The following is a 21739-nucleotide window of genomic DNA, read 5'->3' as shown; positions in this document are numbered from 1 at the left end:
ACCGATCTCGCGGGCGCCACCCGCGGACCCGCCCGCCGATGAGCGCCCCGCCGGCCCCGGGTGCGGGTGACCGGGACCTGTCCACCGGGGCGGTGGCCGACGGCCTCCAGCAGGTCGTCGATGTGCTCGCAGCCCGGCTGGGCCGGTCGGTCGCGGTCGACGACAGCCGGGGCAGGCTCGTCACTGTCAGCCGGCACTTCGGCGACGAGGACGACATGCGCGTCCACGCGCTCATCCGGCGGGAGTCCGACCCGCGGGTCATGGCGCACTTCCGCTCCCACGGCATTTACGACTGGCATGCGCCGGGCCGGACTCCGGCGAATCCCGACTTCGCGTTCAAAGCCCGCGTGGTCTGCCCGGCCCGGGCGCACGGCATCTCCTTCGGGCACCTGTTCCTGATCGACGACGGCGTGGCGGAGTGGGAGATCGAGCTCGCCACCGCCGCTGCCGCCGAGGTCGGGCTGCTGATGTACCGACGGCTCGTGCTGCACGAACATGGCGGGCAACGGCGGGAGGAGCTCGTCCGGGACCTGGTCGCACCCGCCGCCCCCACTCGCGCTCTCGCCCGCGTGGCGCTGGGTGCCGAGCTCGGTGTCGAGGAGGCGGCGCCCGTCGTCGCACTGGCGGTCGATGTTCCCGAAGCCGGGTACTGGACGGACGTGTGCGAGTCGGCACTGCGCGCGGGGGTGGAACGGGCGACCCGCGACCACGGGATCCCCCGTCCCCTGCTTGCCGTGCAGGCGACCAGGGCGGTTCTCGTCCTGACCGGCGAGGCGGCCACGGCCGGGAAGCCCCGCTCTGTGGTCAACCAGGCGGTCGCGGAGGCGGCGAGACTGTGCGGGAGCCGGGTCGTCGCGGGCCTGGGGGCTCCCCACGTCGGGGCCGACGCCACGCTCGAATCCCACGACGGAGCTCTGCTGGCCGTGCGAGCGGCGACGGTGCTGTCCGCGCTAGGCGACGTGGTCGACGAGGACGACCTGGGGGTCTTCGCCGTCTTGTTGCGCCTGCCCGCCGCCGAGCTCCGCCCGACCCTCTACCCGGGCCCACTGCGCAAGCTGCTCGCCCACGAGTCCGGACCTGCTCTGGCGGAGACGCTCGAGGTGTACCTCGACGAGGGCTGCGAAGCGACCCGGACGGCCGCCCGCCTGCGGATCCACCGGTCGACGCTGTACTACCGGCTCGGGCGGATCCAGTCGCTCTCCGGGATTTCGCTGCAGGACGGGCACGGACGTTTGGCGCTGCATGTCGGCACCAAGCTGCGACGCTTCGTTGAGGCCCGCGGTAGCGGCCGGGCCTGAGACCAGCCCTCGTCCCCGAGGCCCGGACGGCCGCCGTCAGGCGAGGTGGGTTGGCGCAAGGAACTTCCTTGTCCGGAACAGGTCGGTTCGGTTGATGGTCTGCCGTGCCGCCTAGATCTGTTAGACGAGCTGCGGCTGCGTCAGTGGCGGGTCCCCGCGGTCCTCGATGCCCAGCGCCGCCCATCCTGGGGTGTCGAGGTTATCGGTGCCGTTCACACCGCGGTAGGGATCCGACCGCGGTGGGCGGCGACGGCATCGGAGCCGGCCAGACCTGCGCAGGAGTTTCATGCCTCGGGGCGCTGCACGCGGTCGTAGTCGCGCAGCAGCTGGCGGTGGCGCGCAACGCGTTGCGTCGCCGTCCCGGACGGCCTGACCCGCACATCGGGCGGCCCGGCCCTGGGAGAGCGCGGGCCGAGACCGCCGGTCGGGGCAGGTCTAGGGGCGTCCTGCAGATGATCTGAGGGGCCTGCCGGGATGATCATCGGATGGTCGGTAGGGGCGAGTTGACCGACAGGGCTTGGGCGCAGAGCGAACCGCTGCTGCCGGCCAACAGCGGCCGGGGACGACGGTGGCGCGATCACCGCCAAGTGCTCAACACGATCCTGTGGAAGCTGCGCACCGGGGCGCCGCGGCGGGACCTGTGCGAGCGATACGGGCCGTGGAAGACTGCCCACGAGCGCCTGCGGATCTGGACCGCGGATGGCACCTGGGACCAGATCCTGGACCACGTCGTGGTGAAGGACGACTCGGTCGGCAACGTGGAGTGGACCTTCAGCGTCGGCTCCAGCAACGTCCGGCCCACCAGCACTGAGCTCTACCCATCTCAGCTACGCCACGCCGCAGGCCCGCGACCAGCTTCACCCAGGATGGAAAACGCTCACTGGCGACCGACCGGTCAATGAACATTGTTTACGCGACACTAGAGAGTCGATCAGGGAAACCCTACTGATCCGTCCAGCGTCGTGAATCGCGAGTAATGCAGCTGGTGGGCAACGGTCACCGTACTGTTCGGGCCATGCCGGTTCTTCGCGATGATCAGGTCAGCCTCACCGACTCTGGGATGATCGGGCTCTTCCTGGTCGGGTCGATCCAACAGCACTACTGCGTCGGCGGCGTGCGCGAGTGCGTCCGACTCGCCCAGGTCACTCAGCAGGGGGCGTTTGTCAGTCCGATAATGCACAGATCGTCCGAGATCCGCGCAGCCCACGATCGCCACGCCCAGCTCCATCGCCAATGCCTTTAGTCGTCGACCAACTTCAGTCGATTCTCGTTCTCTGTTGTTCGCAAACGATCTCGCCACGATAGCGCTCATCGGATCGATAACGATGAGACGTAGGTTCTGTTGGTCCACAGACTGAATCACTGCACGTGACAGCGCGTCAAGGTCCGGCGAGGCTCCCGTCTCGATAAACATCGGGCTATCCGCGATCCTGTTTATCGTGTCGGCCATGCGCATCCACTCAGCCTCGGACATACGGCCCGAACGCATATCGCTAATTCGGATCCGCACCTCTGCGGACAGCACCCGCTGAACGACGTCCACCTTGAACATCTCGGAGGTAAAAAGGGCTGCCGGGACTCTCCCGCGGATCGCGACATCCCTCAGTATCGTCAGTGCCAACGACGTCCGCCCTGCCCCCGGTCGTGACGCGATCACGGTGAACGAGCCCGGGATCAACGCGCCAAGCGTGACGTCGAGATCGGTCAGTCCCGTACTCAGGTCCGCAACAGCGGGGCCGACCGAGGCGACGGCATCGATCTTGTCCATCGTGGGTTGTAACAGATCTAGCAGCTCCTCCGGAAGTTCGACATCAGTGCGGCCGTTACCGAAGCGCGACACTTGTGCACCGAACTGCATCTGCCGCAGCAGTCGCTCGTCCAACGCCCGAGTTGTCGGCGCACCAACTATATGATCGTGCGCTTCACGGAGGCGGTTAATGGGCTCCTCGTCGTCTTCCCGTGAGTCGAACGTCACTGCCGTCTCGAAGTTTGATCCCAGCCCGCCCGCAGTCAGATTCGCCGAACCCACCCACGCTGATCGGTGCCCGTCATCGTGCTCAAGAACGTAGGACTTCGCGTTCTGGAAGTCCGGCGCCATCACCATGGACGTCTGGACCTGCATCGGGAAGTCCTGCGCCAAGGCGAGGATGGAGCGCAAGGCCGGGATCTCGTACTGCAGTGGACTCCCGCCCAGCAGAACTTCAATCCGCCCGCCGCGGTCCAGCAACGCCTGCAGGTCTATTCTGACGCTCGCCAGTCCAGCCGAGGTGAAGAAGCCGGTGCGAAGTAGAATCGACGTCGCAGTTGGCAGTTCCTCTCGCATCCACGCTAGCAAACGATCATCCCGGCCCTCGAGTGCGTAGTCGACAACGCGCATGACGCACCTTTGCATGCCGGGCACCTCACGTCGCTCGTGGGTATGCCGCTCGGCGACCTGCCGCGTCCACTTGACGGTTTCTTGCCCAGGTGCGGCAAGTCGCGGCAGTGCTCACTTAGATAGCGTGTTGAGAAGATCAACTCTCGGGTGTGAGCACGTACTCCTGCTTGCGTCGGGTAAGTTCGCCGCAGGCAATGCGTCGGGTGATGGTGTTGATCGCCATCCATCGGATCATGGCCTCGGTCATGGCGGGGTGTCACTTCGTAGTCTCGGGCCAGGCGGCGGTGTGCGGTGAGTCGGGCTAGGACCCGCTCGACCACTCACCGTCGCGGGAGGCTGGCGAATCTGCGCTGTTCAGGCGGTTTGCGGACGACCTCGACGGTGGTGCGCAAGATCGTGTTCGCCCAGTCGAGGAGGCGTCCAGCGAACCCGGCGTCGGCGTAGACGAACCCGCACCTCCGTGTGGAGGTAGAGGTCGAGCAGGATCAGTCTGGCGCCTGCGCAGTGCTCCACTGATGCTGGACACGCCATGGTGGTGAGCAGCAGGCCGAGGGTGCCGGTGACGGGTGTCCACCGGTCTGCGGCGGCCTCGGCCGCTCCGCCGTCGAGCAGCGGGCGCGTCGCGAAGTTCTCCAGCAGCTCCTCCGGGTTGCGCCGGTGCGGCAGAAGCCGTGTGTCCGCGTACGGGCTCTGATGTCGCTGTAGGTACGAGCTGATCTGTCGTTGGTCCGGCGCGTCGGATCCAAGATCGGCTCAGGGAGGGACCACCCTCCGGGCTTGTCAGCCGCCAAGCAGACGAAACCCGGAGGGTGGTCACCCGTGATCCTGCCTGTGGAGGCATGGATGGATATCAGGAGGTTCGCCCCGCTGCGCGCGGCTGGGGCGTCGTGGAAGGAAATCGCAGCTCAAGCGGGCTGTGACTGGAGGACGGCGAAGAAGTATCTCTCGCCGGGAGCCCCGATGGCACCGCCGCGGGCGAGCTCGCGGGCGGGGACGGTGCCCAGGCTGGTGGACCCGTTCACTGACGTGATCGATGCCTGGCTCGCCGATGATCCGCGCCTGCTGGCCACGGTGATCCATGAGCGGTTGGTTGCCGACTACGGCTTCACCGGGCACTACCAGCGGGTCAAGGTCTACTGCGCCCGGGCGAGGGCACGGATCGAGCTCGAGTCCGACGCCCAGGGGCGCCCGCCGGGGCTGCACCGCCGGTTCGAGGTCGTCGCGGGCGCCCAAGCCCAGGTCGACTGGGGCGACGAAGGAACGCTGCTGGCCGGGGCCGGGCAGGGACGGAAGGTCTACTCGTTCCACATGACGTTGTCCTACTCGCGGGACCCGTTCATCTGCTTTGTCACCAGCCAGGATCTGGCCACGTTCTTCGACTGCCATCGCCGGGCGTTCGCGCACTTCGGCGGTGTCCCGGCCACGATCGTCTACGACCGGACCAAGACCGTGGTCCGCCGCCATGTCGCGCCCGGGCGTGCGGTCCCACTCCATCCGCAGGCGGCGTCGTTCGCTGAGCACTACGGGTTCGCCATCGACGTGCTCGCCGCCTACCGTCCCACCGGGAAGGGCCGGGTCGAACGTCAGGTCGCGATCGGGCGAGACCACGTCCTGTCCGGGCGGAGGTTCACATCGCTGGCGGAGCTCGATGCGGCGTTCGCCGCCTGGGTGCCGATCCGGCGCGGGCAGGTCCACCGCACCCACGGCGAGGTGATCGGTGTTCGCGCCGCCCGTGATCACGACGCCTTGGGGCCGTTGCCGCAGTTCGGATATGCGGTCACCGAGACCCACCTGCGCCGCGTCGGGCGGGACGCGTTGATCTCCTTCGCCGGATCTTCCTACTCGGTCGCCGCGAGAGCCGCCGACAGGCGCGTGACGAAGGCCGGGCAGCGGGTCGAGGTCCGGGTCGGGGTCGAGCACGTGGAGATCTGGCGGCTGCCCGTCGACAGCCCCGACCGGACCCCGATGCTCCTGGCCAGGCATCGGCTCGCGGCCGTCCGCGGACAGATGATCGTCGACCCCGCACACTGGGCCGAGCTCCCTGACGGCCACACCCGCGCCACCACCCTCACCGTCACAGACGAAGAACCTGTTGCCGCCCAACAACTCCAGGACGACCCGACATTCCCTTCGGCGTCGACATCGGCGTCGGCGTCGGCGTCGGCGTCGGCGTCGATGGTGTTCGGTGAGTCGCAGGCAGCACTCAAGGTCATGGTCGCCCGACGTCCGCTGGCCTATTACGACCGGCTCGCCGGGCTGGCGCCACCACCTGACCCCGCCGCTGCGGCCGGCGCCGAGAACGAGTCGTTGGTGGGTGCGGCATGAGTGAGCTGATCACCGGCAGGATCACCGCGCACGCCACCCGTCTCGGGCTGCCGCACCTGGCCGAGAACCTCGAACTGCTCGTCGGACGCGCCGAGGCCGACTCCATGGGTTACCGCGAGTTCATCGACACCGTCCTCGGTGAGGAACTCGGCCTGCGCGAAGGACGCCGGTTCCGCACCGCGCTCAAGCTGTCCGGGCTGCCCCACCACAAGACCCTCGACGAGTTCGACTTCGCCTTCCAGCCTGATCTCGACGTCCGCAAGATCCGCGATCTCGCCGCTCTGGCGTTCGTCGAGGCCCGCGGCAACATTGCCCTGCTCGGGCCGCCCGGCACCGGGAAGACCCACATCGCCGTCGCGCTCGCCGTCGCCGCCTGCCAGGCCGGGCACTCGATCTACTACACCAGCCTCGATGACTGCGTCCGCCAACTGCGAGCCGCCGAAGCCGCCGGCCGGTTCGCCCGCAAGCTCCAGACCTACCTACGGCCCTCGGTGCTCGTCCTCGACGAGGTCGGTTACCTGCCCTGCGACCGGGCCGCAGCGAACATGGTGTTTCAGCTGATCAGCCGCCGCTACGAACGCGGCTCGATCATCCTCACCAGCAACAAGACCTTCTCCGAATGGGGCCAGGTGTTCACCGACGAGGTCATCGCCACCGCGATCCTCGACCGGCTCCTGCACCACTGCGACGTCGTCGCCATCAACGGGCCCAGCTACCGGCTCAAGGACCGAGCGCTGTCCGCCGTCCCGGCAGCTGTGTCATGATCCCGTCCGGGCCAACGACACGTCAGGTCGTCCACCGACCGACACCACAGCCCGTCCCCGGACACGCCGCGGAAACCATGGATGAGCTGCATCGGATCGGCGCGAATCACCTTGGTCTGCGCGGCCAGGCGCCGGATCACGGCGTCCTGCAGGGCTGAGGCGTCCTGGTGCTCGTCGGCGACGACGACGGGGAAGCGCGCGAGGTAGCCCTCAGCGAGTGCGGGAAACTCCTCGAGCAGCTGCCAGAACAGCGCACCAAGGTCGTCGAAAACGAGCCGGCCAGCGCGATGCTCGACGGCGATGCCTTTCAGCAGGACGTCGAGTTCCTCTGGTGGGGGGGTCCGGCCGTCTTGGAAGGCGGGGTAGCGGTGCTCGGCCAGCCCGTCGAGCGGAACCTTGCGTCGCTTGAGCGCTTCCATGGCGGCGGGAGCGGCCACGGCGAGGGCCGCGGCGCGCCGTCGGGTGCTGACGATCTGTAGACGCGGTGGAAGGCCCAGTGCGCGGCGGTGCGCGCGTACCGCGCCCCAGAATAGGGAGTGATAGTTGGATACGAGGACACGGCGTCGAGCCAGCGGGTCGAGTTGGCGCGCGGCTTCGCGGTCGAGCTGGCTGCGGGCCTGGTTGGAGAAGGTCAGCAGCAGGACCCGGGCTCCGATGGTGGTGTCGGGGACCGGAGGCAGTGGCAGCGTCGCCGTGAGCTCGCCAGCCAGACGTACGGCGAGGTGGGTCTTCCCGGTTCCGGGGGGTGCGACGACGACTCGATGCACGGCCGAGCTCGCGCAGACGGCGTCGTGCTCGGGGTCGGCGCGGCGCCCGGTCATGACAGTCACGGCGTTCCCGTGGCGTCGCTGCACTCGGCCGGCGGTGGTTGCGGTGCCTCGCCCATGAGCAGCTCGGCGAAGCGTGGCTGGTCGTCGGCCTGTAGCCAGGCCACGAGCTTCCGGATCCCGCGACGGTAGGCCGCAGGGACACCGGAGGTCGCGAGGATGGTTTCGGCCACGAGTCGGCTCTGGCGAGCGCCCTTAATTTCGAACGGCGGATGCTGGTTCTTCGACGGGCCAGCGGCCAGCACCACGGCGACCAGCTCACGCGCGGTCGGCTCCGGCAGCGCCGCGAGCAACCCGCCTACGTCGGTCGCGGACTTGGCCGGTTGCCGGATGTCTTCCGGCAGGTGCGAGAGGTGCCCCAGCAGGTGCTGGCGCTGGTCGTCCCAGCTGGCTGTGCGGTCCTCGGCCAGGGCTTCGAGGGCAGTGGCGAGGGCGGGCAACGGCACCCGCCCGGCCAGCGAGCGCTCGAGATTCCGTGCCTCAGTCGCCGGGTCGTGCAGTAGCAGGGCCGCATAGTGGCCCTCCTCGCGGAGGCGTCGCAGGGTCTCGGGCCGATCCTGCTCGACCCAGACCACGACGTCCCTCCCGGCATGTGCGAGCAGATTGGCCATGGGCGGCTGCAGCTCGGCACCCGCGCAGTCGATCAGCTCCACCCCCAGGTTGGCCATCGGTGGTACCTCGCCGGCGGCGGCGAGCGCATGCCAGAACGTCGCGAGCACCGGGCCGTCGCTGACCCCTTCCACCAGGAGCGGAACTGGCGCGAACAGGCCTCGGACCACGCCCCCGTCCAGCCAACGCTCGTAGTGCCGCTTGGCCGGCACCTCTAGATCGGCGAGGGGCCGCACCTGGTGCGGGCTCGGCATGAGCACGAGGTCATCGAGTTGGAACCCGCGCACGATTTCCGGGGAGTGGGTGGACAGGAACAGCTGTCCACCGTTGGCGACGATCGGGCGCAGCATCTGCACGAGCTGGGCCTGGCGCACCGGCTCGAGGGCCTGTTCCGGTTCGTCGAACGCGGCGATCAACGACCCGTGCTTACCGGCTGAGAGCCGCAGGATGGTCGCGACCAGCAGCATCCGTTGTGCCCCCAGGCCCTGCCGCTCCACGGGGATCGCGATGTCGCCGGGCCCGGGGAAGGCCAGTCGCAACGCCTGAAGTAGCTCGCGTCGCGAGACCGGACCGGCCTCGAACGTAGGGGACTGCTGTTCCTCGAGCAGGCCCATGGCGCGCAGATCTGTGCCCAGGCCATCGAGAACCGAGCGAAGGGCTTCGGCCCCGTTGATCTGTTCGGCCCCCTGTCCGAGCGCGGCGCGCAGGTCGTCGACCGGCCCGTCGATGTCCACCCCATCGAGGAGCCGGTCCAGGACGCTGCCCTGGTAAAACGCGAACTCGCGGGACGGGTCCTGGGCGCGTCCGTCGTAGACCCACCCGATCCGTCGCCGTAGCCGCGCCGGGAAGCGGGCATCATCCGACTCGTCCTTGGCAAAGGAGTAGGCCAACTCCAGCTCGGCATCGCCCCGCAGCCGGACGCGCAGCACCTGCTCGATGCCTGGGCCGTCCGGTCCCGGGTGCACCTCGCGGGTCGCGCTCGACCAACCCTCGAGGTGTTCGACGGTGTCGGCGACCAGGTCTGGCGGCAGATTCCCGAATACGGCCTCGATCTCGAATCCGGGCTCCGGGGCACGGCGATAGAAGTCGAGCTCGGACAGCGGACGGCGACGCCCCAGCCCGGGATGAAACAGCAGATCCAGCGCCGCGAGCAGGCTGGACTTGCCGGCGTTGCTCGGACCGAGGAGCACGGTGAACTCCCGCGGGTGAAGTTCCAGCCACTCGATCGCCCGGAACCTCGCGATGCGTAACCGTCGGATCATCACCGGGCGATCCTTGCCTATGGCCCCGGCACTCATGAAACCTGGGAGTCGCTTTTGGTGACGACGCCCACAGTAGCCGGTCGTGGGCACAGGCGCGGCGCCAGTCAGTGCCTCGGAAGACCTGGCCGCGCACTCTCAACTCCGGGCGTCGCGGGACGACTCGGCGCGGTCGGTGAGATAGTCGGTCCAGTCACGGCGCACACGTTGGGACCACCGCTCGGATGCGGTGCTGTTGATGCTGAGCGGGCCCGCGGCCAGCGGCACGGGGATCTCGGTGGCCCATGTCGCGCGGGCGGCGCCGCTGCAACGCATCGTCCAGAGGCCCAGATCAAACGGAGTCGAGTTCGGGGAGAGGGAAAACCAACTTCCCGCCGTTGGCCAGGAAATCTTGCTCTCGTTCGATGAAGCCATCGCGGTAGACCCACGGCAGGACCAACAGCTGATCAGGATTGTGCGCTTTCGCCGCTTCCTCCGACACGATCGGGATTCGGCTCCCAGGCGTCAGACAGCCACTCTTCTCAGCGCTCACCTCACCGATGCACGGCAGATCCTGCTCGGTAATCTCGCAGTACTGCAGCAGGACGTTACCCTTAGTCGATGCACCATAACCGAGCGTCAGCTTTCCTGCCGCCGCGGAGGCGTCCAGAAACTCCCTTAGCTCGTCCCGGTGTCGCTTGATCCGCCCGGCAAACGCTTCGAATGGGGCCATCGAGTCCAGAACGGCTTCCGTCTCTAGGTCACGTAGCCGCTGCAATCCCGCGTCATCCACCGAACGGGTACTGGTGTCCTTAGCTAGCACGGTACAGAGGCTACCGCCATACACATCCGTAACCTCCGAGGAGAGAACCTTTAGCCCGGCCATCGAAGCCATGAGTTCAATCTGTGCAAATGCGTAAAATTCGAGATGCTCGTGACAGATATTATCGTAACAGTTGGCTTCGAGCATCGTCCTCAGATAGTTATGCTCAATCATCCAGATGCCGTCCTCGGCCAAGATCGAGCGAACGTCTCGCATAAACTGAGTCGGATCTTGTAGGTCGTAGAAACAAGCGATAGAAGTAACGATGCGCGCACTCCGGTCGCCCATGCGATCGCGGTAGGCCGCGGCCGAGAAAAAGTCCACGATGAGCTCGCTTCCACTCGGATAGCGATCTCGAAACTTCTCAGCAGAGGGATCACACCCAACCAGCTGCAGATCGGACCCTCGGTATGCATGAAGGAGCGTTGCATCGTTACTGCCGATGTCGAGAACCACGTCACCGGCATCGAGAGTGACCATCGAGGTGACCTGCTCAACCTTATCGGCCAAATGATTGATCATGAACGGCCGAATGCTTGAACGGTAGCCATAGCGCTCCCCGTACATCAATTCGAGGTCGGCATCGTGTCGAAGCTGAACCAGCCCGCAGCCAGGTGGTGAGCACTTGATAAGTTCGAGCGGCCCGGCGATTTCTGGCTCATTCCGGCTGCGCGGGAAAATCCCTGTCAGCGCCTGCTTTCCCAGATCCAGGATCGTATTCAGATCAGTATTGCCGCAGATTCGACAGCTCTGAATAGCGGTGCTCTTCATCTGCTCTCCTTGAGGCCGCTCAGTCTGCACAGCACTGGCCAGATCGTCACCCGAGTAACGGTACCAATAAAGGCTACGCTCGATCCACTTGCTAGCGGCAGTTTTAACTATCTCTGTAGGATTGCTTTCATGTTCGTCCTAAACTTGACGAGTTGCTAGCATGCGCTCCGATGGCGAGGAGCCGACTGCGTCTCTTTACGGTAGGTTGACGCAAAACTAAGGAACATCTGTATAAGATCAGCTTGAACCCTTGCGTCCTGAACCTCGAACCTGGTCAAACTATCCTCAGCCAGCAGGCCGCACTGAGGGAACACTGCCATCAACAATGCGATCGGAAAGGTCGCCGAAGATCCAATGTGGCTCGAGCGTATGGTCCAGCACCTATATTCAAATCACCATGATGCGTGAAGACACGTGAGGACGCCATACATGAAGGGAATAATCCTAGCCGGCGGAAATGGCACGCGCCTGCAGCCCGCAACGCTAACCGTTTCGAAACAGTTACTCCCAGTCTACGACAAGCCGATGGTTTACTACCCGTTGTCGGTGCTGATGGTTGCGGGCATACGGGAGATACTGATTATTTCGACACCGCAGTCCCTTGATTGCTTCCGCACATTGCTCGGAGATGGAGCGCACCTCGGTCTCACCTTGAGCTACGCCATTCAAGACGAGCCGCGGGGGCTGCCTGACGCTTTCCTAATCGGCGCTGATCATATCAAATCTGAATCAGTAGCACTTGTTCTAGGTGATAACATATTTCACGGCTCCAACTTCGGAGGAATCCTACGCCGAACCGTCGCCGAGCTCGATGGGTGTGCGCTCTTCGGCTACGGAGTCCATGATCCACAACGGTACGGCGTAGCGGAGTGTGATGCTAGCGGGCGGATTCTCTCGATCGAAGAGAAGCCAGCCTCCCCCAAATCTAACTTAGCTGTGACCGGATTGTACCTATACGACAACGACGTCGTCGAGATTGCTCGGTCGATCCAGCCGTCGACGCGTGGCGAGCTGGAGATCACAGACGTCAACATGGCCTACGTGGAACAAGGCCGAGCACGACTGGTTGACCTCGGCCGCGGATTCTCCTGGCTCGACACTGGCACGCACGACTCGCTGACTGACGCGAGCCAGTACGTCCAGGTGCTTGAAAAGCGTCAGGGCGTGCGGATCTCCTGCGTAGAGGAGGTCGCGATGCAGATGGGTTTCATCGATCGCGAGGCCTGCTATCGGCTCGGTGAGAAACTGGCCTCGTCGGACTACGGCCGCTATCTGATGGAAGTTGCCGCACCTCAGCCGTCGTCGTTGCGAACTGTGAATTGAGGAGCTAGGCGATGCGAGTTCTAGTTACAGGCGGAGCCGGGTTCATCGGCTCACACTACATCCGATCATTGCTCCTCCAGGATAGTCCGCTGCAGGTACGAGTGCTCGACGCGCTGACGTACGCGGGCAACCAGGCCAACCTGGACCCAGTGGCAAGCGACCCACGGCTGGAATTCGTGCTCGGAGACATCCGGCACCGCGACACTGTGCGTAAGGCAATGGCAGACGTCGACGTCGTCGTGCACTTCGCGGCCGAATCACACGTCGACAGGTCCATCGCCGCAGGCGACGACTTCGTAACGACTAACGTCGGCGGCACATTCACGTTGATGCAGGTCGCGCTCGAGAAGGACGTAGAGCGATTCGTTCATGTTTCCACTGATGAAGTCTACGGCAGCATAGATACCGGTACGTCAGTCGAGACTGATAGCTTGAATCCGAACTCACCCTACTCAGCATCCAAGGCGTCATCGGATATGCTTGCGCGCGCATTCCACCGTACGTACGGGCTGCCGGTTTGCATAACGCGTTGCTCTAACAACTACGGGCCTTACCAACACCCGGAGAAGGTCATTCCCCGGTTCGTGACTGCCCTGTTGGAAGGAGATTACATCCCTCTCTACGGCGACGGTGGTAACATGCGGGACTGGTTGCACGTGGACGATCACTGCGCTGCTCTGCGCCTGGTCGTTGAAGGCGGCTGTTCCGGCGAGATATATAATATTGGCGGCGGGACCTCTCTCAGCAATATCGAACTCACTAGGCGACTGCTCGACGTAGTCGGGATGGACTGGTCGCGGGTGCGCCGGGTACCGGACCGGCCCGGGCACGACCGTCGCTACGCGATCGACGACTCGAAGATTCGCACCGAGCTCGGATATTTGCCGCGCACATCATTGGAAGATGGGTTAGCGGCAACTGTACGATGGTACACCGATCATCGTAATTGGTGGGCACCTGCCGCTGTAGCACCTACAACATTGGGTGGCAAGTGATGTTCGACGACGTAGGAGAGTTTCTTACATGGTTCGCTGAACGGAAGAGGGCCAATGCCTACGAAGTTGAGCGAGTTCCACTGGCTGAGACCGACGGGTGGCAAGTTGACCCCGAGTCGGGTGATATCACTCATCACACGGGGCGTTTCTACTCTGTGCGCGGCTTGTCCGTGGAGTCGGATAACACACGAGTAGCTAGTTGGAGTCAGCCGATTATTCTACAGCCAGAGATCGGCATTCTCGGAATACTGGTGACCGTGGTTAGCGGCAAGGTGTATTGTCTCTTACAGGCAAAGATGGAGCCTGGAAACGTTAATCTACTTCAGCTATCACCGACGGTACAGGCTACGCGCAGCAACTACACGCGCGTGCATCGCGGTAATCCGGTGCCGTATCTTGCCCACTTCCAGAACGGTCGTCCGGGCAGGGTCGTGTTCGACAGCCTGCAATCCGAGCAGGGGTCCTGGTTCTTAGACAAACGCAATCGAAACATGATTGTCGAGATCGACCAACCAGTGTCGACTGGGGAGGATTTCTGCTGGGTTAGCTTGGACGTAGTCCATCGGCTGTTGGAGCATAGGAATCTCGTGAACATGGACACGCGAACAGTTCTTTCCGGCTTGCCGCTTCTTGGTGTCGGCAGAATGGTCGATGGCGAAGGCCGATCCAGCACACGCGAGCTGCTTAGCTGGCTCACTGAGATGAAAGCACGGCACACGCTTAACCGAAGGCTCGTTCCGCTCAAGTGCATGGAATACTGGCAGCAGAACGACGACGAGATCATCCACGTCGATGGACTCTACTTTTCAATTTTCGGCGTGAGCGTGCGAGCTAGTAGTCGCGAGGTGGCCAGTTGGGCACAGCCAATGCTGGCCCCGACCGGACTTGGTGTCGTCGCGTTTGTTGGTCGGCACGTACGCGGGCGTTTCCACCTTCTGGTCCACGCTGGCACCCAGGCTGGAACCCACGATGTTGTGGAGCTGGCCCCAACCGTACGGTGTACGTTGGCGAACCATGTCGCCGAAAAACCCCGCTACCTCGACCTGGTCGAAGAGCTCGGCGCGGACCGCCGTATCGTGGACGTTGTTCACTCGGAGGAGGGCGGTCGGTTCTTTGGCGCAGAGAACCGGTACGTAGTCGTCGACGCGGGTGAGGAAATTGCCGTCGACGATGTTCCGGAGGAGTTTCAGTGGATGACTGTAGAGCAGCTCTCAAACTTCCTGCGGTACGGCAACCACGTAAGCGTTGAAGCACGGTGTCTTCTGGCCTGCTTGGACAGCCAACGACCGACAGTACGTCTGTGAACATGCCAGCCGGAGACAGCTCCAACCACGCCGCGTGGGCAGGGCCGGAGGACGATCACCTCCTCCACCGTCCTCGGTGACCGGTCTCACATACTCAGTGCAGCCTGGCTCCTGCTCGTCCGAGTTCCCGCCACTCGCCACAGTCTGACCTGAGAGCAACACAGAGAGATTGAGGTAGCTGGCGGGACACGGCGGTGCAACATCCATGCGAACTCGGTCCCTGAAGATCCACACGGACTCGTGGAGAGGCAGAATTGTCGCGACCACCCACATCTTGGTACGCGGGCCAGGAAGTGGATCATAAGAAGTCGATCATTGCCCGTTTCGTCTGAACCAGGCTACTGTGGATGAATTGACCGGTTCGGGGGAGGATGATCGTGCGGATACTCGTCGTAGATCCAGACGAGAGGGCAGTTGCAACATTGGTCGATAGGCTTCGTCGATATGGGCATGAGACGCGCGCCGTTCCCGACGGAGGTGCCGCATTAAGCTCCTCAGGTTGGGCTCAGCTCGTCCTGATGGAGATGGACCTCCCGGACGTCGACGGGACTCAGGTGTGCCGCCGAATTCGAGATACCAGCGACGTCTACATCATCGTTGTTTCTTGTCGAACTTCTGAGGCGGATCGGGTTCTTGGTCTACAGGCTGGATCCGACGACTACATCGTGAAGCCCTATGGCTTCCCGGAGTTGCTGGCTAGGATCGAAGCGGTGTTCCGTAGGGAGCGGCGCTTCGATGCAGTTCGACCATCTATGTCCAGTGGTTCGCTGAATATCGATCCTGCGGCGTTCGAGGTCAGACTGGGTAGAAGAGATATACCGTTGACCCGGAAGGAATTTGAGCTTCTGTACTTGCTGGCCTCTGAGCCTAATGGAGTAGTTACCCGCGAACGACTGATGGCTGAAGTGTGGGGCGACCGCTGGACTCCATCGAACAGTCGTACGATCGACACGCACGTGAACTCCCTCCGGCGTAAACTCGGCAGTCGTGAATGGATCCGGACCGTGCGCGGGATCGGATTTCGGATTGGCGTTCCTTCGGACATGGAAGCCGGTATTGTCGACTGGGCCAGCTGTCGTCCCTGATTCTCCTGCGCTGATTTGCATGGGTTGAATCTTGATGACAGCCGCCTTCCGCTGTCCAATCAGGCTGTAGTGGATCCTCAGCTACTGATGAGAATCCATGAGCTGGCAGCCTGTCCGCACGGCGTCGAGTCACCCGGGAAATGGTCGACTTGTTCTTGCGCTGGTGAGGGCCTCGGTCCACCAGTGGAGTTCACCAAGCGCGGTGTGTAGCGCCTTTGTTACGTCGGCATCGGGCGTGAATCGGCCCTCCTCGTCAAACTGCTGCCAGGGTGTGGGCAAGCCGATAACGCGTCGAGTGGTGATGGCGTTGAGTTCGGCCATGACTCCGCGTAGATGTTCAATTGCGGCGTGGCCGCCGTGGAGACCGTAGCCGACCAAGAGGACCGGTTTGAGCTGCCATTCCGCATAGTGCCAGTCGATGAGGCGTTTCAAGGTCGCGGGGTAGGAGGCGTTGTACTCGGGGGTGACGAACACGAAAGCTGTGGCCGCACCGATTCGATCGGCTAGCTCCGTTTTCGGCTCACCGCCTGGATTGAGTAAGCTGTCGTCAGGCAGAGCGGCGTGTGCGAGGTCGATGAGGTCGATCTCGAAGCCATCCAGGTGCTCGATCGCCTCAACCACCCAGGCAGTTACGGCCGGGTTCACCCGCTGGGCGCGGGCGCTGGCCGAAACTACCGCTACGCGGCTCGGCTCCTGTGGTGTGGTCGACGTCAGAGGAGGGGCAGTTCCGCTGCCGACATGGGCCTTGTTCGTCATGCAGATCACGGTGCCGGTTCAACATACGTTGAAGTCAAGTGGCGCGTTCAGTAGCGTAGAGGCATGACAGTGATCAACTCGCAGCGCGAGCTCGGGGCCGTCGAAGGATTCACTGTGGGCGATGTCGCCGCCGGCAGCGGTGTGGCGCCGTCCGCCGTCCGGTTCTATGAGGAGCATGGCGTGATCAATGCCGTCCGCACGCCGAGCAACCAGCGTCGCTTCGATGACTCTGCAGTGCCCCGAATCCAGATCGCCAAGCTTGCTCAGCGCCTCGGGTTGACTGTACGCGAGGTCGCTGAGTTGTTCGCGGACATGCCGGCAGCTCCTACATGCGAGGACTGGAGCCGGGTCGCCGACCATCTCGTGGCCGAAGCACAGGCCCGCATGACCGAGTTGACGTCGCATTTGGAACTGCTGACCTCGGATGCGAGCTTCGAGGAGGTTGGGGCCAGGCTCGAGGCACGGCGCTGACGGCAGTTCGGTCGCCAACGGCTTCTACCGCGTGGCAGCGTTATACGGCGTCGTCGGGAGCGTCGGTGAGGGGGTGGGCAATTTCGTCGGCGGGCAGACGAGCAACGACGATGGCGATGGCCGCGACGAGCACGGGGACCAGTCCTGCAATCAGGAAAGTCATGTGTAGTCCGACGGCTTGGGACGCGGGGCCGGCCAGGGCCATCGAGACCGGCATGAAGCTGTTAGTGACGAAGAAGTCCAGTGAGGAGACCCGGCCCAGCAGGTGGGGTGGGACGCGGCGTTGCAGCACGGTTCCCCAGATGACCATCGGGCTGGCGAAGAGCACGCCGAGGATGAACGCGGCGATCATCGTCTGCCATACGGCTGTGGTGAACACCATCGCTGCAAGCGGGATCATCGCGGTGCCCCACATGAGGTTCACTGTCGTGAGGTAGCGCCGTGGTGTCGGCAGGGAGGCCATCAGCAGAGAGCCGGCGGCCGAGCCGATCCCGAAAGCGCTCAGCACGATCGCATGGTCACCCGGTCCGCCACTGAGTTCGTCCTTGATCAGGAACGGCAACAGGACCTCCAGCGGGCCCATCAGCATCAACGCCATCACCGAGGCGAACAGCAGCGTCGCCAACAGCCACGGGGTGCCGACCATGTAGGTGAAACCCTCGCGGACGTCACGCAGGGCGGTGCCGACCGCGCCGGCGGCAGAGACATCGTCCTGGAACGTCGGCTCGCGGCGCACCGGAGTACTCGGGACCCGTGTCAAAGCCAGCAGCCCCAGCATCGACATCCCCGCGGCCAGGCCGATCGCCGCGGCTGGACTCACCATCGCGATCACAGCCCCGGCCGCGGCAGGGCCGGCAGCCTGACCGATCGCTTGGCGCGCCATGCCCTCGAAGCCATTGACCGCCTGGAGGTCACCGGCGGGGACCAGCGCGGGCAACCAGGCCGAATAGGCGGGGAAGTAGAACGCCATGCTCATGCCCATCACCAGCGAGACCACGGCCATCAGCACGACGGAGTTGACCTGTAGTGCTGCCAGCACAGCCACGAGAGCTAACCCGGACACCTGAACGGCTGCGACACAGACCAGGATCCACTTCTGTGGCACCCGGTCGGCCACCACCCCCCCAAGGACAGCGGGCAGGATCAGCCCGAGAGCGTTCGCGGTCGCGACCAACGAGACCTGCGTCGGGCCGCCGCCGAGGCTGATGACCTCCCACACCACTGCCACGATCCAAAGCCCGGTTGTGAAGCTCGTGAACACCAACGCAAGCGCCAGGCGCCGGTAGTTCGAATGCCGGAACGGCGCCAACGCCCGCGGCAAGGACAGGCGGCGCTCAGGTTCTGTTGGTGCCGGGTCGGGATCACTCGGTTGCAGCGAAATCACACCTCCTACCTTGTGCCTTCAACATATGTTGAAGGCAAGTGTTTTGGGGTGAAGGCGCGAGCAGGACACATTCAACTAGCCCCTGTAACCGTGCACCCGAAACCTTGCGCTCCCGTAGGGTCCCGCCTTGCCAGCCGCTAGCCCCGGCCCTTAATGATCTTGGAGCGTTACCGCGGCCCTGGAAGCAGAACGTGCCCCACGACCAGCTAGGACAGAACTTGCTGAAGGTTCTGTTCGCCCGGTCAGAGAGTGGCTTTCCAAGCGCAGGCTACATCGACCCGCCCGAAGAGCATCGTGTCCGCCGACGGGACGGGGTGGCGTCTCATGTCGGTTCCCGGCTGTTGGCTGACCTCGCGGACCGCACGATGCTGATCCGCGAGGTGCCGCAGGTGTCGGCCGGGTTGCGGCGCCCGCAGATCCGCCACGATTCGAGGCCAGGGCCGAGGCAACGTCGCAGTCGCACTTGTCGACGGCGGTCCACCTCCCTGGACGCGGGCCCGACGGAGACACCGCAATTTCCGAGATCGCCGTCCTGGCTGACTATCTAGCAGGCGATGTTCGGTGCGGTGGCCTCGAACTCCGCGGTATGGCGGCTGCTCATCGCCTCGAGGACCGCGACTTGGCCGCGGTCGCGCAGCACGAGGCGCAGCTCGGGAAGCGGTCTAGGCTCAGCACGCCGAACAACACGGCCGGGCGGTGCCGATCTCATGGGTGACCAGACGGGGCCTCGGCGAGGGTCTGGTGATCGACGTGGACGCGACGATCGCGGTCTGTCACAGCGAGAAGGAGCAGACCGCGCTGACGTTCAAGGGACCGTCTCGGCTACCCCCTGATGCTGGCGTTCTGCGCCAATACCGGCGAGTTCCTCGCCGCGACACCGCGACACCGCGACACCGCGACGGGGCAATGCCGGGGTGAGCACCGCCGCCGACCACATCGACGTCCTCGATCAGGCGCTGACTCAAACTCCGGACGCTTACCGCCACGGGCACCCGATCCTGGTCCGCCTCGACACGGCTGGCACTAGCCGACACCCCAGATCTCAGGTGGACCGGTGGTTTAGAGCCGATGGTCGCGGTCAGCCGAGCAGTGCGCCACCGCTCGCATCGACGAACGTGCCGGTCATCCAGCGCGCATCCGGCGAGCAGACGAACGCAACGATGTCACCGACATCCGCGGGCTCGCCGATACGGCTAAACGCGGACAGCTGTGCGATCTGTTCGCGCGCCTCCGGGACGTCGAACACGGGGTTGCCGTTCTTGGTGACACCAGGTCCGACACTGTTTACAGTGATATTGCGCGGTCCTAGGTGTCGGGCGTAGTGTAGCGTGACTTGTTCGATTGCGCCCTTAGTCATCGCGTAGGCGATCTCGCTCGGGTTCGCGAAGCGAGTCAACCCAGAAGAAATATTGACGATGCGGCCACCCTCCGGGATAAGTGGCAATAGCCGCTGGACTAAGAAGAGCGGGGCTTTTGCGTTAACTGCGACGAGTCTGTCGAATTGCTCAGGAGTGATGTCCTCTGGATTGACGCTGCCCATGATGCCGGCGTTGTTCACCAAGATGTCTAGCGACACCGAGCCATGCTGCTCACGCAAGCCGGCCTCGAGCTTGCGGTGTAACGTATTGACGTCATCGGCGACGCCGAACTCGGCCTGCACGGCGAACGCGCGCCCTCCGGCCGAGACAATCGACTTAACCGCCTGATCGGCCGCATCAGCGTCCGACGAGTAGTGCACGACGACGAGCGCGCCCTCGCGGCCCAACCGCTCGGCAATCGCTCGCCCGATTCCCCGGCTCGATCCGGTGACCAGGGCGGATTTGCCCTCCAGCGTGCCCATGTAGATTCCTTTCTCTGCTGGGGCGCTGCGGGTGGCGACGCCCGTGATGGTGGTCAGTTCGTCCCGGTGGCGTCCAAACCAGCGTCGCAGGGCCTCCTCAAGGCCCGCGGCGACGTCGTCGATGAGTGAAATCCACGCAACGTGACCGTCAGGACGCACCAGTACGGAGGCCAGCTCGGGGCCCAGCGCGTCGACTCGTCCGGCGGCTGCCACGTGCTCGACGCGCTCCGCCCAGCCTCGGATCCGGTCGGGCGGAACCGCCCCGGCTAGGTCTAGCAACAGGCCGTGGCCGCGGCGCAGTACGTCGATTCCGCTGACCAAGCCCCTCGTTGTCGGCACCTCGATGTCCGGCAGCCGCATCCCGACCAGTGGGTGAGACGTGGCCCGCGCTGTCTTGGCGTCGCTGGAGTCGCTGTAGCGGACGTCCAGCCCGCTGATCACGGCCGCCAACTGATCCTGCCCCTCGGGCAGGGTGGCGATCTCCCCGATCACGGTACGGAGGCTGTCTGTTTCCTCACCTCCGAGTAACAGCAGGGTCTGCGCTCGCACGTTGTCCATGACGTCGGCACCGACGGAGTGTCGCTCCGTGTGGTAGGTATCGAGCAGCTCGTCACCGGCTTCGCCGCGCACGACGGCAGTAAGCTTCCAGCCCAGATTGTCCGCGTCTTGTAGCCCCAGATTCAGGGCCTGACCCGCAGCCGGAATCTGGCGGTGTGCGGCGTCCCCGGCTAGCAGCACCCGTCCGCGGCGGTATTGTCGGGCCTGGCGGCTCGCGTCGTCGAACGCGTCAGTCCATAGCGGCCGGCCGGCCCCGATGTCCTCACTTGTGACTCGTCGCCAGCCGTCGACGATCTCGTCGAATGACGGCGGTCCGGTCCGTTCGACAGGCGGCCTGCCGAACTCATGGAACATCACCCGAGTCACACCGTCCGAGCGCCGGTGGGCGATCGCCAATCCGTTCTCATGCCGCTCGAAATGGCGGTCTGCAATCGCGATATCGTCCACGTCGGCGCGCAGCAACTCGCGCTCGGCGGCCTGACCCGGGAAGGCGATCCCGGCCAGATCGCGCACGGTGCTGTCCTGTCCATCGCAACCGATGACCCAAGCAGCGTGCAGCGTGACAGGTCCGCCGGGCGTGTCAACCTCGACACGTACACGCTCGCCCGTATCGGTCAGCGCCTGCACCGTGTGTCGTCGACGCACGTCCGCTCCGAGTTCGGTGACCCACTCAGTCAGCGCAGCCTCGAGGTCGAACTGCGGCATCTTCCAGAACCCGGGAAAACGGCTGGCTACCCCCCCGGCAGGCACAGGGATGCCGCCGAAGTGGCCAGTGTCCACACTGTCCATCCGCCCCAGCCGCCCAAGCAGACCGCCCTGGTCGAGTACCTCCATCGTGCGCGCATTGAGCTGGGATGCACGCGATTCCCCCGTCGCCTCGGCCAGATGCTCCAAGACGACGACATCGACGTCGCCCCGGCGTAGCAAGCCGGCGAGTAACAGGCCGACGGGCCCTGCCCCCACGACGATCACCTGGAAGTCCACGGTGTCT

General features: G+C 64.5%; 15 protein-coding genes and 1 pseudogene. 9 read left to right on the top strand and 7 right to left on the bottom strand.

Annotation, left to right across the window (positions count from 1 at the left end):
* Positions 1–38 precede the first annotated feature (38 nt).
* Together AD017_RS31325 and AD017_RS33990 are read left to right on the top strand one after the other, a co-directional pair.
* Positions 39–1298, top strand: coding sequence for a CdaR family transcriptional regulator (locus AD017_RS31325; RefSeq protein ID WP_060577288.1), 1260 nt, complete (start codon positions 39–41; stop codon positions 1296–1298).
* 485 nt (positions 1299–1783) lie between these two features.
* Positions 1784–2176 (top strand): annotated as a pseudogene (locus AD017_RS33990) (transposase); the annotation flags it as partial.
* A 53-nt stretch (positions 2177–2229) separates the two neighbouring features.
* Here the strand turns inward: AD017_RS33990 and AD017_RS31315 are convergent.
* On the bottom strand, positions 2230–3675 hold the full coding sequence (locus AD017_RS31315) for a DnaB-like helicase C-terminal domain-containing protein (protein ID WP_168172337.1): 1446 nt from the start codon (positions 3673–3675) through the stop codon (positions 2230–2232).
* Positions 3676–4518: 843 nt separating this feature from the next.
* On the opposite strand from AD017_RS31315, the gene istA reads away from it, so the two are divergent.
* Both istA and istB read left to right on the top strand, forming a co-directional pair.
* Positions 4519–6000: an IS21 family transposase gene (istA, locus tag AD017_RS31310; RefSeq protein ID WP_060577485.1), complete on the top strand. Its 1482-nt coding sequence runs from the start codon at positions 4519–4521 to the stop codon at positions 5998–6000.
* Complete coding sequence (gene istB, locus AD017_RS31305) at positions 5997–6764, top strand: IS21-like element helper ATPase IstB (RefSeq protein ID WP_060575501.1); 768 nt, start codon at positions 5997–5999, stop codon at positions 6762–6764. Before istA ends, istB begins: the two co-directional genes overlap by 4 nt.
* On the opposite strand, the gene AD017_RS31300 is transcribed toward istB, so the two are convergent.
* From AD017_RS31300 to AD017_RS31290, 3 genes are all read right to left on the bottom strand, one after another.
* Entirely contained in the window at positions 6713–7585 is an 873-nt protein-coding gene (locus AD017_RS31300; protein ID WP_145986109.1) for a UvrD-helicase domain-containing protein, read from the bottom strand. The two genes, istB and AD017_RS31300, sit on opposite strands and share 52 nt — an antisense overlap.
* A 5-nt stretch (positions 7586–7590) precedes the next feature.
* On the bottom strand, positions 7591–9498 hold the full coding sequence (locus AD017_RS31295) for an ATP-dependent endonuclease (protein WP_145984171.1): 1908 nt from the start codon (positions 9496–9498) through the stop codon (positions 7591–7593).
* A 292-nt stretch (positions 9499–9790) separates the two neighbouring features.
* On the bottom strand, positions 9791–11032 hold the full coding sequence (locus AD017_RS31290) for a class I SAM-dependent methyltransferase (RefSeq protein ID WP_060577283.1): 1242 nt from the start codon (positions 11030–11032) through the stop codon (positions 9791–9793).
* 429 nt (positions 11033–11461) lie between these two features.
* On the opposite strand from AD017_RS31290, the gene rfbA reads away from it, so the two are divergent.
* From rfbA to AD017_RS33980, 4 genes are all read left to right on the top strand, one after another.
* Positions 11462–12355, top strand: a complete 894-nt coding sequence (gene rfbA / locus AD017_RS31285; protein ID WP_082538462.1) for a glucose-1-phosphate thymidylyltransferase RfbA — start codon at positions 11462–11464, stop codon at positions 12353–12355.
* An 11-nt stretch (positions 12356–12366) separates the two neighbouring features.
* Positions 12367–13350 (top strand): dTDP-glucose 4,6-dehydratase, encoded by a 984-nt coding sequence (gene rfbB / locus AD017_RS33985; protein WP_082538463.1) that lies wholly within the window; start codon positions 12367–12369, stop codon positions 13348–13350.
* On the top strand, positions 13350–14654 hold the full coding sequence (locus AD017_RS31275; RefSeq protein WP_060577484.1) for an NDP-hexose 2,3-dehydratase family protein: 1305 nt from the start codon (positions 13350–13352) through the stop codon (positions 14652–14654). The genes rfbB and AD017_RS31275 overlap by 1 nt, the downstream gene beginning before the upstream one ends.
* A 377-nt stretch (positions 14655–15031) precedes the next feature.
* Positions 15032–15739, top strand: a complete 708-nt coding sequence (locus AD017_RS33980) for a response regulator transcription factor (protein ID WP_227013387.1) — start codon at positions 15032–15034, stop codon at positions 15737–15739.
* 129 nt (positions 15740–15868) lie between these two features.
* Here the strand turns inward: AD017_RS33980 and AD017_RS31270 are convergent, their stop codons facing one another.
* The gene (locus AD017_RS31270; RefSeq protein ID WP_145984172.1) at positions 15869–16495 is read right to left on the bottom strand and encodes an NADPH-dependent FMN reductase; all 627 of its coding nucleotides are present in this window, start codon (positions 16493–16495) and stop codon (positions 15869–15871) included.
* A 63-nt stretch (positions 16496–16558) separates the two neighbouring features.
* Here AD017_RS31270 and AD017_RS31265 point away from each other — a divergent pair, with 63 nt between their 5' ends.
* A complete protein-coding gene (locus AD017_RS31265; RefSeq protein WP_060577279.1) occupies positions 16559–16966 on the top strand; it encodes a MerR family DNA-binding transcriptional regulator in 408 nt (135 codons plus the stop codon).
* 40 nt (positions 16967–17006) lie between these two features.
* Here the strand turns inward: AD017_RS31265 and AD017_RS31260 are convergent, their stop codons facing one another.
* Together AD017_RS31260 and AD017_RS31255 are read right to left on the bottom strand one after the other, a co-directional pair.
* Complete coding sequence (locus tag AD017_RS31260; protein WP_082538466.1) at positions 17007–18350, bottom strand: MFS transporter; 1344 nt, start codon at positions 18348–18350, stop codon at positions 17007–17009.
* Positions 18351–19428: 1078 nt separating this feature from the next.
* Positions 19429–21732, bottom strand: coding sequence for an SDR family oxidoreductase (locus AD017_RS31255; RefSeq protein ID WP_060577278.1), 2304 nt, complete (start codon positions 21730–21732; stop codon positions 19429–19431).
* Positions 21733–21739 lie beyond the last annotated feature (7 nt).

It is taken from the genome of Pseudonocardia sp. EC080619-01 (assembly GCF_001420995.1).
GTDB lineage: Bacteria > Actinomycetota > Actinomycetes > Mycobacteriales > Pseudonocardiaceae > Pseudonocardia.
The sequence above is the reverse complement of the archived record's forward strand: the minus strand, read 5'-3'. Positions and strand labels throughout refer to the sequence as shown.

Excerpts from the sequence above, each read along its gene's own strand:
- AD017_RS31325 (WP_060577288.1), top strand. The coding sequence starts at position 39 with ATGAGCGCCCCGCCGGCCCCGGGTGCGGGTGACCGGGACCTGTCCACC.
- AD017_RS31315 (WP_168172337.1), bottom strand. The coding sequence starts at position 3,675 with ATGCGCGTTGTCGACTACGCACTCGAGGGCCGGGATGATCGTTTGCTA.
- istA (WP_060577485.1), top strand. The coding sequence starts at position 4,519 with ATGGATATCAGGAGGTTCGCCCCGCTGCGCGCGGCTGGGGCGTCGTGG.
- istB (WP_060575501.1), top strand. The coding sequence starts at position 5,997 with ATGAGTGAGCTGATCACCGGCAGGATCACCGCGCACGCCACCCGTCTC.
- AD017_RS31300 (WP_145986109.1), bottom strand. The coding sequence starts at position 7,585 with ATGACCGGGCGCCGCGCCGACCCCGAGCACGACGCCGTCTGCGCGAGC.
- AD017_RS31295 (WP_145984171.1), bottom strand. The coding sequence starts at position 9,498 with ATGAGTGCCGGGGCCATAGGCAAGGATCGCCCGGTGATGATCCGACGG.
- AD017_RS31290 (WP_060577283.1), bottom strand. The coding sequence starts at position 11,032 with ATGAAGAGCACCGCTATTCAGAGCTGTCGAATCTGCGGCAATACTGAT.
- rfbA (WP_082538462.1), top strand. The coding sequence starts at position 11,462 with ATGAAGGGAATAATCCTAGCCGGCGGAAATGGCACGCGCCTGCAGCCC.
- rfbB (WP_082538463.1), top strand. The coding sequence starts at position 12,367 with ATGCGAGTTCTAGTTACAGGCGGAGCCGGGTTCATCGGCTCACACTAC.
- AD017_RS31275 (WP_060577484.1), top strand. The coding sequence starts at position 13,350 with ATGTTCGACGACGTAGGAGAGTTTCTTACATGGTTCGCTGAACGGAAG.
- AD017_RS31270 (WP_145984172.1), bottom strand. The coding sequence starts at position 16,495 with ATGACGAACAAGGCCCATGTCGGCAGCGGAACTGCCCCTCCTCTGACG.
- AD017_RS31265 (WP_060577279.1), top strand. The coding sequence starts at position 16,559 with ATGACAGTGATCAACTCGCAGCGCGAGCTCGGGGCCGTCGAAGGATTC.